Raw genomic sequence first — 12,808 nt, forward strand, 5'->3', positions numbered from 1 at the left:
GACTATAAGTGCAAAGCTGACGACTTCTTGACGCGAAGCCGCCCGTGTTTATCCCTATCCTGCCCGGGATGCCATCCGAAGTTTCCACACGCCGCCAGGATGAGGACGTGCGCCGTGCCGGCGCCGATCGGCTGTCGCTCGCGCTGATGGACGCGCGCAACCGGACGCTGGCGCTGCTCTCGCAGCAGCGCGATGCACTGGCCGCGGCGAAGCTGCAGGTGCCCGCGCGGCCGGAGTTCGAACTGCTGCAATGGCTGGCCGGCCACATCGCGTGGTTCGCCGAGAGCTGGATCCTGCGCAACCCGCGCCGCGGGCTCGGGCGGGCGTGCCCGCCGGACGCGCCGCGATTGCCGTCGATCGAGCCGATGGCCGACCGTTGGTACCACCCCTTGCTGGCGGTGCACGCGAGCCGGTGGGACATGCCGCTGCCCGACCTGGACGAAGTGCGCGGCTACCTGCTGCAGACGCTGGAGCTGACGCTCGAACTGCTGGAGCGCGCCACCCCGGACGACGACGGCCTGTACTTCTTCCGCGCCGCGCTCTTCCACGAGGACCTGCGCGCCGAGCAGGTGGTGCGCCAGGCGCAGTCGCTCGGGCTCGCGGTGCCGCTGGCGTTGCCGCCGGTGGCGGCCGTGCGCGAGCCCTTGCACCTGCCGGCGACGCGCTGGACGCTGGGCTCGGTGGAGGGCGGCTTCTGCTTCGACGTCGAGCGCGGCCCGCACGAGGAGGCGGTGCCCGAGTTCGAGATCGATGCGCAGCCCGTGACCTGGGGCCAGTTCGTCGAGTTCGTGGACGACGGCGGCTACGACAACCAGGCCCTGTGGCAGCCGCAGGGCTGGGCCTGGCTGCAGGCGCAGGAGGGCGGGCGGCGCGCGCCGAGGCACGTCGAGCAGATCGGCGTGGCGAGCGGAGCGGTGATGCAGTCGCTGTTCGGCCGCCCGACGCGCATGGCCGCGCAGCAGGCCGTGATGCACGCGAGCTGGTGGGAGGCCGACGCGTGGGCGCGCTGGGCCGGGCGCCGCCTGCCCACCGAAGTCGAGTGGGAGATCGCCGCCCACCGGGCCGCATCGCGGGGCTTTCGCTGGGGCGAGGTGCACGAGTGGACGGCCGGCACGCTGCGGCCCTGGCCCGGCTTCGAGGCCGACCCCTGGGCGCGGCACGGCGACTTCGACCCCCAGCCGGCGTTCGGTCGGGCCCGCGTGCTGCGCGGGGCGTCGTTCGCGACGCCCGCGCGGTTGCGCTGGCCCACGCGGCGCGGGTTCGCGCTGCCCGGGCGTGACGACGGGTTCACGGGCTTTCGCAGCTGCGCCGTCTGACAGCGCGAGGGAGGCCGAGCCTACAGACCCGGCCGGCACGCCGCGCCTAAGGTGGGGCCATGAGCGCTCCGGCGAGCACCCGTGCGGTGTGGAAGGGTGCGATCAGCTTCGGGCTGGTGCACATCCCCGTCGTGCTGTACAGCGCGACGGCCGAGACGCGCCCGAAATTCAACCTCATCGACCCGGCCACCATGAGCCCGGTGGGCAACCGCCAGGTCAGCAAGACCACAGGCGAGGCCGTGCAGCGCGAGGAGCTGGTCAAGGGCATCCAGGTCGGGGAGGGGCAGTACGTCGTGCTGTCCAAGGAAGAGATCCGCAACGCGCTGCCCAGGTCGACCCAGACCATCGAGATCGAGGCCTTCGTCGACGCCGACGACATTCCGGCGCCGTACTTCAGCAAGCCGTACCACGTGGCGCCCGGCACCCGGGGGCTCAAGCCGTTCGCGTTGCTGCGCGACGTGCTGGAGCGCACCGGCAAGGCGGGCCTGGCCAGGGTGGTGATCTCCACCAAGCAGCACCTGGCCGCGCTGATGCCGTCGCCGCACGGCCTGGTGCTGGAGCTGCTGCGCTGGTCCGACGAGGTGCGCGAGGCGCCGGCTTCGACGCAGGGCGATGCGGCCGCCGCGGCGCCGAACGAGCGCGAGATCAAGATGGCCGAGCAGCTGGTCAACGACATGGCGGCCGCCTGGAGCCCGGACCTGTTCCACGACGAGTTCAAGGAGAAGCTGCAGCAGCTGGTGCAGGCCAAGGCCGCCGCCGGCGACGTCGCGACGCTGGAGCCGCTGCCGGGCGAGGAAACACCGTCGCCGACCGCGGAGATCATCGACCTGACGGAGCTGCTGCGCCGCAGCCTGCAATCGAAGGCTCCCGCCGCGGCGCGTGCGCCGGCGCCCGCGCCCGCGACGCCGCGGCGGCGCGCGGCCGCCAACGACGAGACCGCGACGCGCAAGCGCGCCGTCGCCGCGCAGGAGGACGAAGAACCCGCGCCGCGCAAGCGGGCCGCCGCGGGCAAGCCGGCCAAGGCGCGCACCAGCGTCAAGCCGGCCGCGCGCAAGTAGCCGCCTTCACCCGACCGCGCTCACTCCACGAGCGCGGCCGATTTCACCTGCGCCCACACGGGCAGCCCCGCCGCCAGCTGCAGCTGGTCGGCCGCGCGCGCGGTGATGCGCGCGAGCAGCGGCGCGCCGCCGCAATCGAGCCGCACGAGCACTTGCGACGGATGGTCGTCGCCGGCGATCGCCAGCACGCGCGCGGGCAGCACGTTCTGGATGCTGCTGGCGCCCGGGACCGGCTCCGAGCGCGCGATGCTCACGTCGCGTGCGAGCACCCGCACGCGCGCGCGATGCCCGACCGGCAGGTGCTGGTCGCGCACCCACAGCGACCCGCCCGCGAGCGCCACCTGCGCGAGGTGCCAGCGCTCGTCCAGCGCCGCGATCGTGCCCGGCAGGACGCTGCCGGCCTCGCCGCCGTGGGCGAGCGGCAGGTCCAGGCGGGCCTGCAGGTCGGCTGCCGGCCCAGCGGCGCTGACTTGGCCGCCGGCCAGCAGCACCACGTGGTCCGCCAGCCGCGCGAGTTCGTCGCCGGAGTGGGTGACGTACAGCATCGGGATGCGCAGATCGTCGCGCAGCTGCTCCAGCCACGGCAGCACGTCGCGCCGCCGCGCCGCATCGAGCGAGGCGAGCGGCTCGTCGAGCAGCAGCAGCCCGGGCCGCGTGGCGAGCGCGCGGGCGATGGCCACGCGCTGGCGCTCGCCGCCGGACAGGTCGCGCGTGGGCCTGTCCAGCAAATGCCCGATGCCCAGCAGCTCGATCAGCGCCGGCAGGTCGATCGGCGCGCCGCCCGCGGCCGCACGCCGGCGCGCGAACTGCAGGTTGCCGCGCACGTCCAGGTGCGGAAAGAGGGCGGCGTCCTGGAAGACATAGCCCACCGGGCGCCGCCATGCCGGCAGGAACACGCCACGCGCGTCGTCCTGCCAGTCGTGCCCGCCGATGCGCACCTGGCCGCGCGCGCGCTCGAGGCCGGCCACGCACCGCAACACCGTCGTCTTGCCGGAGCCCGACGGACCGTACAGCACGGTGATGCCCCGCGGCGGCAGCGCCAGGTCGAGCGCGAGGTGAAAGCCCGGCCGCTCGAGCGAGAGCGCGATGCGGTGGGCGGCGTCGTCGTTCACCACGCGCGCGGCTCCGCGCGCCGCAGCCGGTGGACCGCCAGCAGCACGGCCAGCGAGAAGACCACCATCGCCGCCGCCAGCGCGTGCGCCTGGCCGTACTGCAGCGCCTCGACGTGCCCGTAGATCTGCGTGGACACCACGCGCGTCTGGCCGGGGATGTTGCCGCCGATCATCAGCACGACGCCGAACTCCCCGACCGTGTGCGCGAAGGCCAGGATCCCCGCCGTCGCCAGTCCGGGGCGCGCCAGCGGCAAGGCGACCGTGAAGAACGCATCGAGCGGCGACGCGCGCAGGGTGGCCGCGGCCTCGAGCGGGCGGGCGCCGATGGCTTCGAAGGCGTGCTGCAGCGGCTGGACGGCAAAGGGCAGCGAGTAGGCCACCGAAGCCACAACCAGCCCGGGAAAGGTGAAGGGCAGCAGCCCCAGGCCGAGGGCCTGCGTGAGCTGCCCCAGCGGCCCGTGGGGACCGAACGCCACCAGCAGGTAGAAGCCCAGCACGGTCGGCGGCAGCACCAGCGGCAACGTCGCGACCGCGCCGACCAGCGCCGTCCAGCGCGAGCGGCTGCGGGCGAGCCACCAGGCAAGCGGCGTGGCCAGCAGCAGGAGCAGCACGGTCGTGACCGTGGCCAGCTCCAGCGTGAGCACGATCGCGCCGAGATCGTCGCCGGTCAGGCTCACGACGCGCCCACCTCGTAGCCATGGGCGCGGATGACCGCGCGTGCCGCGTCGCCGCGCAGGTAGGCGAGCAGGGCGATCGCCGCCGGCTGGTCCCGGCCGCGCGCGAGCAGCACCGCGTCCTGGCGCAGCGGCGCATGCAGTTGCTGCGGCACGACCCAGGCCGAGCCTGTCCGGATGCGGCCGTCCGCCAGCACCTGCGACAGGGCGACGAAGCCCAGCGGCGCGTTGCCGCTGGCGGTGAACTGGAAGGCCTGGCCGATGTTGTCGGCCTGCACCAGGTGCGGCTGCCAGCGCCCCAGCACGCCCAGCGCGCGCAGCGTCTCGACGGCCGCGGCGCCATAGGGCGCCAGCCGCGGGTCGGCGATCGCCAGCTTGCGGCCGCCGGGGTCCTGCAGCACCGCGCCCCGGTCGTCCACCACGCCTGCCTTCGCGCTCCACAGCGCCAGCCGCCCGGTGGCATAGGTGAAGCGCGTGCCCGCGACCGCGAGCCCGTCGCGCTCGAGCCGGGCGGGCGTGGCCTCGTCGGCCGACAGCAGCACCTGGAACGGCGCGCCGTGGCGCACCTGCGCCTCGAACCGGCCCGTCGAGCCGATCGACACCACGGCGCGGTGCCCGGTGTCACGCCGGAAGGCGTCGGCGATCTGCTGCATCGGGGCCGCGAAGTTCGCGGCCACGGCGACGCTCACGTCCGCCGCCTGGGCGCTGGCGGCGGCGAATGCGGCGATCAGGGTGACGACGAAGATGGCAACCGGGCGATGCATGGAGCGCTATTCCTGTTCGGAATAGCGGCCAGTGTAGCGGCGACGGCACAATCCGGCCATGCCAAGACGACTGCGGCTGGCCGGTGCGCTCGGCCACGAAGCGACGGACAAGCGCCTGGAGATCCTGCGGCGGGTGGGCGAATGCGGCTCGATCTCGCAGGCCGCGCGCGACGCCGGCGTGAGCTACAAGGCCGCGTGGCAGGCGCTGGACATGCTGTCCAACCTCGCCGGCGTGCCGCTGGTCGAGCGGGCCGTCGGCGGCGCCGGCGGTGGCGGGGCCCGCCTCACGCGCGATGCGACGCGACTGCTCGCGGCCGCGCAGGCCATGGCGCGCTCGCGCGAGCAGGTGCTGGCCGGATGGGCGCGCGGGGGCCCGGCAACGGCCGCGCTGGCGCTGCGCACCAGCATGCGCAACCAGGTGCCCTGCGTCGTGCAGTCGGTGCAGGCGCACGGCCCGCTGGTGCGGGTCGAGCTCGCCCTGCCGCACGGCGGCGTGCTCGCCTCGCGCATCACGGCCGAGAGCGCCGAGCTGCTCGGCCTGGCCCCGGGGCTGGAGGTGCTGGCGCTGTGCAAGGCCACGGCCGTGCGGGTGGAGCGGGCGGCCGGCGCGAAGGCGGCGCGGAGCACGAACCTGCTGGCCGGCAAGGCGACGCGCGTCTCGCGCGGGGACGCCGGCGACGAGGTCGGCGTGCAGGCGGGCGAGGGCGTGGCGCTGGTCGGCTTCGCCGCGCCGGGCAGCGGCCTGCGGTCGGGCAGTGCGGTCGTGCTGCGCTTCGACGAGGCCGCGGTGGTGCTCGCCCTGGCGGGTTGAGCCGCGTTCAGCGCGACCGCAGCTTGCGGTAGACCGTGGCGCGGCTGATGCCCAGCCGCTTGGCCGCCGCCATCACGTTGCCGCGCGCGTCCTGCACCGCGCTGCGGATCAGTTCGGCTTCCAGGTCGCGCAGGGGCAGCCGGTGGTCCGGCGCGGCCGGGCGCGGCTGCATCGCCTGGCCGGGCTGCTGCGCCAGCACCTGCAGCGTGAGCCCGGACCACAGCGGCACCTCGCCGGGCGCCTCGCGCCGCACCGCGTCGAACAGGCGCTCCCACGGCATGGCGAACAACTCGCTGGCGTGCACGCGCTGCGAGGGGGCGAGCGGCGCCAGCATCTGGCGCGCGACCGGGTTGGCCGCCGTCACCCAGCCGTCGGCATCCAGCCCGAGCAGGCCGTCGTGGTCGTCGGCGAAGGCGCGCCCCGGCCAGTTCAGCCGCAGCAGCAGCGCATGCGGCAGCGCGAGCGCCATGGCGTTCTCGATGCTGCGCGCCGACTGCGCCGCCAGGTGCTGCAGCTCGGGCCGCTCGGGCGCATCGATGCCCGTCAGGTCCAGCATGCCGGCGCAGCGCCCGTCGGGCCCGAACACCGGTGCGCCTGCGCAGCTGTAGGCGCTGGTGTCGCGGAAGAAGTGCTCGCCGCGGTGCAGCCACACGGGATGCAACTCGCGCAGCGCGGCGCCGATGGCCGTGGTGCCGACGGCCTGCTCGGAGAGATCGACGCCGATGCGCGTGATCAGGTGCGCGCGCGGGTCGCTGCGGTCGATCGGGCCGTCGACGCCGACCACGATGCCCTGGGCGTCGGTCAGCACCGCGAAGTAGCGGCTGTGGGCGATGGCCCGCCCCAGGCGCTCGAGCACCGGACGGGCCGCCGAGAGCAGGGCCTCGTTGGCCTCTTCCGTGCGCCGGCGCGCCTGGACGGGAATGACATCGAACGCCACGCGCTGGTCGGGACGCTGCCCCTGCGCGAGGCAGCGGCGCCAGGAGCGCTCGATCCAGGCCGGCGCCGACCAGCCGCCGGCGTGCACATCCGCGCCGGCGCGGCCCTCCTGCATCACGGCGCGGCGCGCGTGCTCGATCTGCTGCAGGCGGTGCTCGGCGGTGAGGGCGCTCATCGTGCTCGACAGTGCGTCATGCGGTGCGGAAGGCCCATTGTTCCATTTTGAGAATTTCCCGCCAGCCTCCCGGGGCCATCAGGGTTTCGCCTAGGAAGACCCGTTGGGGCGGCCCCAAGAATCGTTCGGCCATCCATGCAAGGAGACTCGCGATGCAGGTTGAATTCAAGGTCAATGGACGGGCCGAGCGCATCGACGTTCCGCCCAACACCCTGCTGGTCACGGCGCTGCGCGAGACGCTGCGGCTCACCGGCACGCACGTGGGTTGCGACACCGCCCAGTGCGGCGCCTGCACCGTCCTGGTCAACGGGCGCGCGATCAAGTCGTGCAACACGCTCGCGGCCCAGCACCAGGGCGCGGAGATCACCACCATCGAGGGGCTCGCGAATGCCGACGGCACGCTGCACCCGATGCAGGCGGCCTTCAAGGAGTGCCACGGCCTGCAGTGCGGCTTCTGCACGCCCGGCATGGTGATGAGCGCGGTGGACCTGTGCAAGCGGCACCCCAACGCCGACGAGGCCGAGATCCGCGAGCAGCTCGAAGGCAACATCTGCCGCTGCACGGGCTACCAGAACATCGTCAAGGCCGTGCAGCAGGGCATGGCCGCCACGGCCGCGGCCTGAAGGAGAAGCGACATGGGTGCCTCCGATTTCGCCAACCTGCCGCACATCGGCGAGTCCCTGCGGCGCAAGGAAGACCAGCGTTACCTCACCGGCGCCGGCCAGTACACCGACGACATCCAGCTGGCCAACCAGCGCTGCGCCGTGTTCGTGCGCTCGCCGCACGCGCATGCGGTGATCAAGGGCATCGACACCAGCCGCGCCGAGGCGATGCCGGGCGTGCGCCGCGTGTTCACCGGCAAGGACATGGAGGGCAAGGTCAACGGCCTGCCGTGCGGCTGGCTGATCACCAGCACCGACGGCACGCCGATGAAGGAGCCGCCGCATCCGGTGCTGGCGCTGGGCAAGGTGCGCTACGTGGGCGACCAGGTCGCGATGGTCGTCGCCGACACGCTGCAGCAGGCCAAGGACGCGGCCGAGGCGGTGGAGGTCGACTACGAGCCGCTGGCGGCGGTGGTCGACGTGCGCGATGCGAAGAACGGCCCGGCGCTGCACGAGGCGGCTCCGGACAATCATTGCTACAAGTGGGCGATCGGCGACAAGGCGCAGGTCGACGCGGCGTTCGCCAAGGCGGCGCACGTGACGACACTCACGCTCACCAACAACCGGCTGGTGCCCAACGCGATCGAGCCGCGCTCGGCCATCGGCGCCTACAACCGCGCGACCGACGACTACACGCTGTACGTGTCCAACCAGAACCCGCACGTCGAGCGGCTGCTGATGACCGCGTTCGTGCTCGGCCTGCCCGAGCACAAGGTGCGCGTGATCGCCCCCGACGTCGGCGGCGGCTTCGGCTCCAAGATCTTCCTGTACGCCGAGGACGTGGCCGTGACCTGGGCCGCGCGCCAGCTCAACTGCGCGGTGAAGTGGACGGCCGAGCGCAGCGAGTCCTTCCTCACCGACGCGCACGGGCGCGACCACGCCACGCGCGCCGAGATGGCGATGGACAAGGACGGCAAGTTCCTGGCGCTGCGCGTGCACACCGACGCCAACCTCGGCGCCTACCTGTCGACCTTCTCCACCGCGATCCCGACCATCCTGTACGCGACGCTGCTGGCGGGCCAGTACACCACGCCGCAGATCCACGTCGAGGTGGATGCCTGGTTCACCAACACCACGCCGGTGGACGCCTACCGCGGCGCCGGCCGGCCCGAGGCCACCTACATGCTCGAGCGGCTGGTCAGCCGCTGCGGCTGGGAGCTGGGCATCGGCCAGGACGAGATCCGCCGGCGCAACTTCATCACCAGCTTTCCGTACCAGACGCCGGTCGCGCTGCAGTACGACACGGGCGACTACGGCGCGTGCATGGACCAGGCGCAGAAGCTCGCCGAGGTCGGCGGCTTCGCCTCGCGCCGCAAGGAGAGCGAGGCCCGCGGCATGAAGCGCGGGATCGGCTACAGCAGCTACATCGAGGCCTGCGGCATCGCGCCGTCCAACATCGCCGGCGCGCTGGGCGCGCGCGCGGGCCTGTTCGAATGCGGCGAGATCCGGGTCCACCCGACCGGCAGCGTGACGGTGTTCACCGGCTCGCACAGCCACGGCCAGGGCCACGAGACCACGTTCGCGCAGGTCGTCGCGGCCCGGCTGGGCATCCCGGTGGAGAACGTCGACGTGGTGCACGGCGACACCGGCCGGGTGCCGTTCGGCATGGGCACCTACGGCTCGCGCTCCATCAGCGTCGGCGGCGCGGCGATCATGAAGGCGCTGGACAAGATCGAGGCCAAGGCCAAGAAGATCGCGGCCCACCTGATGGAGGCGAGCGACGCCGACATCGAGTTCGCCGGCGGCGAGTTCAAGGTCAAGGGAACGGACAAGAAGATCCCGTTCGCGCAGGTGGCCCTCACGGCCTACGTGCCGCACAACTATCCGCTGGACAAGCTCGAACCGGGTCTGGACGAGACGGCCTTCTACGACCCGACCAACTTCACGTTCCCCGCCGGCACGTACATCTGTGAAGTCGAGGTGGATCCGGCCACCGGGGTGGTGCGCATCGACCGCTTCACCGCGGTGGACGACTTCGGCACGATCATCAACCCGATGATCGTCGAGGGGCAGGTGCACGGCGGCCTGGCGCAGGGCATCGGCCAGGCGCTGATGGAGCAGTGCGTGTACGACCGCGAATCCGGCCAGCTGCTCACCGGCAGCTTCATGGACTACGCCATGCCGCGCGCCAACGACATTCCGCGCTTCCAGCTCGGCACCGTGTGCACGCCCTGCACGCACAACCCGCTGGGCACCAAGGGGTGCGGCGAGGCCGGCGCCATCGGCTCGCCGCCGGCGGTGATCAACGCGGTCCTGGACGCCCTGCACGACCTGGGCGTGCAGGACCTGGACATGCCCGCCACGCCCGACCGCGTGTGGCAGGCCATCGAGCGCGCCCGCGCCTGAGCCGGGAGCCAAGGAGACCACCATGTACGCATTCACCTTCGAACGCCCCGCCACCATGGCCGACGCGGCCCGCCTGCTGGGCGCCGGCGGCAAGCCGCTGGCCGGCGGACAGACGCTGCTCGCGTCGATGAAGCTGCGCCTGGCCAATCCGGAGACGCTGGTCGACCTGGGCGGCATCGCCGACCTCGCCGGCGTGCGCCGCGAGGGCAACAACCTCGTGATCGGCGCGATGGCCCGCCACGCCGAGGTGGCGGCCAACGCCGAGGTCAAGGCCTCCATCCCGGCGCTGGCCGACCTGGCCGCGCACATCGGCGACCGCCAGGTGCGCAACCTGGGCACCATGGGCGGCTCCGTCGCGAACAACGACCCGGCGGCCTGCTATCCGGCGGCGGTGCTGGCGCTGGACGCGACCGTGCAGACCACCAAGCGCAAGATCGCCGCGGCCGATTTCTTCACCGGCCTGTTCTCCACCGCGCTGGAGGAGGGCGAACTGATCACCGCGATCAGCTACCCGATCCCCAGGCGGGCCGCGTACATGAAGTTCCGGCAGCCCGCCTCGCGCTTCGCGCTGATCGGTGTCTTCGTCGCGCAGACCGACCAGGGCGCCCGGGTCGCGGTGACCGGCGGCGGCAACGGCGTCTTCCGGCACCCGGGGCTGGAGCAGGCCCTGACGCGCAGCTTCACGCCCGAGGCCGCGGCCGGCGTGCCGGTGTCGGCCGACGAGCTGTCGAGCGACCTGCACGCCACGGCGGCCTACCGCGCCAACCTGATCGGCGTGATGACGCAGCGCGCGGTGGCCAAGGCGCTCGCCTGATGCCGTCGCCATGCAGGAGCAGGGCGGGCGCTATCCTTTCGCCGTGATCCCCTCCACCATCGATGCGCTGCTGCAGGCGCTGCAGGCGGCCGGCTACTTCGCCGACCGGCGGCTCGCCACCGCGGTGTTCCTCGCCCTGAAGCTGCAGCGGCCGTTGCTGCTCGAGGGCGAGCCGGGCGTCGGCAAGACCGAGCTGGCCAAGGCGCTGGCCCAGGCGCTGCAGCGCGAGCTGCTGCGGCTGCAGTGCTACGACGGCCTGGAGCACCGCGACGCGCTCTACGAATGGAACTACGCCGCGCAGCTGCTGCACATGCGGGCCGTGGAGGGGCGCGAGTCCGCCGACGAGGTCGAGCGCGAGGTGTACCAGCCGCGCTACCTGATCCGCCGCCCGCTGCTGCAGGCGCTGCAGGCGCCGGCGCCGGGGGCCGTGCTGCTGGTGGACGAGGTGGACCGCGCCGACGAACCGTTCGAGGCCTTCCTGCTCGAGTACCTGGGCGAGTACCAGGTCAGCATCCCCGAGATCGGCACGGTGCGCGCGGTGGCCACGCCGGTGACCATCCTCACCAGCAACCGCACGCGTGAGTTGCACGACGCCGTCAAGCGCCGCTGCCTGTACCACTGGCTCGACTACCCGGACCGCGAGCGCGAGCTGGCCATCGTGCAGGCCCGCGTGCCGGGCCTGTCGGAAGCGCTGGCCCGCCAGGTGGCCGACTTCGTGGGCCGGCTGCGTTCGCAGCCGTTCGCCGACGCGTTCCAGCGCGCGCCGGGCATCGCCGAGAGCGTCGAGTGGGCGCGGGCGCTGGTGGCGCTGGACACGCTGGCGCTCGATCCGGAGATCGTCACCGACACCGCCGGCATCCTGTTCAAGCAGCGCGAGGACGTGGCGGCGCTGTCGCGCGAGCTGGCGGGCGAACTGCTCAAGCCGGCGGCCGCCTGAGCGCGGCGGGACGCGGCCATGCAACTGGGCGACGCGCGCACCGGCAAGCTGGCCGACAACCTGGCGGCGTTCGGCCGCGCCCTGCGCCGGGCGGGCGTGCAGGTCGACAGCGCCCGCATCGCGCTGGCCGGCGAGGCGGCCCTGGCCGTCGGAGTGGGCGCGCGGGCCGACCTGGCCGCCGCGCTCGAGGCCACGCTGGTGAGCCGGGCGCAGGACCGGGCGGTGTTCGCCGAGCTCTTCGACGCGTTCTTCCGTGACCCGGACGTGGCCGCCAAGCTGCTGGCGCAGATGCTGCCGGGCGCGGTCACGCCGGCCGAGGCGGATCGCAAGCGCCCCCGGGTGCGCGAGGCGCTGGCGCCGGCGCAGTCGCCCGCGCAGGCGAGCCGGCAGCGCGAGGACGACCGCGTCGACCTCGACGCGGCGATGACCGCCAGCGAGCAGGACCGCCTGCGCCACGCCGACTTCAATGCGCTGGGCGCGGCGGAATACCGGCTCGTCGAGCGGCTCGCGCGCACGATCTCGCTGGCGGTGCCGGCGATCGCGACCCGCCGCACCCTGGCCGGCGGGCGGGGCGCGCGGCCGCACTGGACGCGCACGCTGCGAGAGGCGGGCCGCAGCGGCGGCGAGATCGTGCGGCTGGTCGAGCGGCGCCGCCGCCGCGCGCGCCTGCCGCTGCTGGTGCTGGTCGACGTCTCCGGCTCGATGGAGCGCTACGCCCGCCTGCTGCTCGCCTTCCTGCATGCGGCCACCCGCGGGCTGCGCCGCGACGTGTTCGCGTTCGGCACGCACCTCACCGACCTCACGCCGGCCTTCCGGCTGGCCGACACCGACGACATGCTCGCGGCCGCGGGGCGGGCGATCGACGATTTTGCCGGCGGCACCCGCCTGGGCGAGTCGCTCGCCACGCTGCGCCGCGCGCACGGGCGCCGGTTGGTGGGGGGCCGCACCCTGGTGCTGCTGATCACCGACGGGCTGGACACGGGCGAGCCGGCCCAGCTGGCCGCCGAGCTCGACTGGCTGCGCCTGCACAGCCGGCGCCTGCTGTGGCTCAACCCGCTGCTGCGCTTCGACGGCTACCAGCCGCTGGCGCGCGGCGCGGCGGTGCTGCACCGGCGCGCGCATGGCATGCTGGCGGTCCACAACCTCGCCCGGCTCGAGGAACTGGCGGCGGCCATCGCCGCCGTCATGAAGCGATAAAAGGAA

The 12,808-nt window shown here is 73.4% G+C and carries 12 protein-coding genes; 8 read left to right on the top strand and 4 right to left on the bottom strand.

All coding sequences use genetic code 11. From position 1 onward, the window contains the following. Nucleotides 1-68 precede the first annotated feature (68 nt). Nucleotides 69-1,316 carry an SUMF1/EgtB/PvdO family nonheme iron enzyme gene (locus AC3ANR_RS07310; RefSeq protein WP_488291220.1) on the top strand — a complete coding sequence of 416 codons (1,248 nt, stop codon included), beginning with the start codon at nucleotides 69-71 and terminating at the stop codon, nucleotides 1,314-1,316. A 59-nt stretch (nucleotides 1,317-1,375) separates the two neighbouring features. Beyond that, complete coding sequence (ku, locus tag AC3ANR_RS07315; protein ID WP_488291221.1) at nucleotides 1,376-2,374, top strand: non-homologous end joining protein Ku; 999 nt, start codon at nucleotides 1,376-1,378, stop codon at nucleotides 2,372-2,374. Between the two features lie 20 nt (nucleotides 2,375-2,394). On the opposite strand, the gene modC is transcribed toward ku, so the two are convergent. The 3 genes from modC to modA are packed head-to-tail and all read right to left on the bottom strand — an operon-like array spanning nucleotide 2,395 to nucleotide 4,924. Next, the gene (modC, locus tag AC3ANR_RS07320; RefSeq protein ID WP_488291222.1) at nucleotides 2,395-3,486 is read right to left on the bottom strand and encodes a molybdenum ABC transporter ATP-binding protein; all 1,092 of its coding nucleotides are present in this window, start codon (nucleotides 3,484-3,486) and stop codon (nucleotides 2,395-2,397) included. Further along, the gene (gene modB / locus AC3ANR_RS07325) at nucleotides 3,483-4,163 is read right to left on the bottom strand and encodes a molybdate ABC transporter permease subunit (protein WP_488291223.1); all 681 of its coding nucleotides are present in this window, start codon (nucleotides 4,161-4,163) and stop codon (nucleotides 3,483-3,485) included. Before modB ends, modC begins: the two co-directional genes overlap by 4 nt. Continuing rightward, nucleotides 4,160-4,924 (bottom strand): molybdate ABC transporter substrate-binding protein, encoded by a 765-nt coding sequence (gene modA / locus AC3ANR_RS07330; protein WP_488291224.1) that lies wholly within the window; start codon nucleotides 4,922-4,924, stop codon nucleotides 4,160-4,162. The genes modB and modA overlap by 4 nt, the downstream gene beginning before the upstream one ends. A gap of 58 nt (nucleotides 4,925-4,982) precedes the next feature. Here modA and AC3ANR_RS07335 point away from each other — a divergent pair, with 58 nt between their 5' ends. Continuing rightward, nucleotides 4,983-5,735 carry a TOBE domain-containing protein gene (locus AC3ANR_RS07335; RefSeq protein WP_488291225.1) on the top strand — a complete coding sequence of 251 codons (753 nt, stop codon included), beginning with the start codon at nucleotides 4,983-4,985 and terminating at the stop codon, nucleotides 5,733-5,735. A gap of 7 nt (nucleotides 5,736-5,742) precedes the next feature. Here AC3ANR_RS07335 and AC3ANR_RS07340 read toward each other — a convergent pair whose 3' ends face one another. Beyond that, nucleotides 5,743-6,846 carry a helix-turn-helix domain-containing protein gene (locus AC3ANR_RS07340; protein WP_488291226.1) on the bottom strand — a complete coding sequence of 368 codons (1,104 nt, stop codon included), beginning with the start codon at nucleotides 6,844-6,846 and terminating at the stop codon, nucleotides 5,743-5,745. Nucleotides 6,847-6,998: 152 nt separating this feature from the next. Here AC3ANR_RS07340 and AC3ANR_RS07345 point away from each other — a divergent pair, with 152 nt between their 5' ends. The 5 genes from AC3ANR_RS07345 to AC3ANR_RS07365 are packed head-to-tail and all read left to right on the top strand — an operon-like array spanning nucleotide 6,999 to nucleotide 12,802. After that, nucleotides 6,999-7,469 (top strand): (2Fe-2S)-binding protein, encoded by a 471-nt coding sequence (locus AC3ANR_RS07345; RefSeq protein ID WP_488291227.1) that lies wholly within the window; start codon nucleotides 6,999-7,001, stop codon nucleotides 7,467-7,469. Nucleotides 7,470-7,481: 12 nt separating this feature from the next. Further along, the gene (locus AC3ANR_RS07350; RefSeq protein ID WP_488291228.1) at nucleotides 7,482-9,854 is read left to right on the top strand and encodes a xanthine dehydrogenase family protein molybdopterin-binding subunit; all 2,373 of its coding nucleotides are present in this window, start codon (nucleotides 7,482-7,484) and stop codon (nucleotides 9,852-9,854) included. 22 nt (nucleotides 9,855-9,876) lie between these two features. Further along, nucleotides 9,877-10,668: an FAD binding domain-containing protein gene (locus AC3ANR_RS07355; protein ID WP_488291229.1), complete on the top strand. Its 792-nt coding sequence runs from the start codon at nucleotides 9,877-9,879 to the stop codon at nucleotides 10,666-10,668. A gap of 10 nt (nucleotides 10,669-10,678) precedes the next feature. Beyond that, entirely contained in the window at nucleotides 10,679-11,605 is a 927-nt protein-coding gene (locus AC3ANR_RS07360) for an AAA family ATPase (protein WP_488291230.1), read from the top strand. 18 nt (nucleotides 11,606-11,623) lie between these two features. After that, entirely contained in the window at nucleotides 11,624-12,802 is a 1,179-nt protein-coding gene (locus AC3ANR_RS07365; RefSeq protein WP_488291231.1) for a vWA domain-containing protein, read from the top strand. Nucleotides 12,803-12,808 lie beyond the last annotated feature (6 nt).

The sequence above is a fragment of the Ramlibacter sp. JJN2-2R genome, assembly GCF_057747835.1.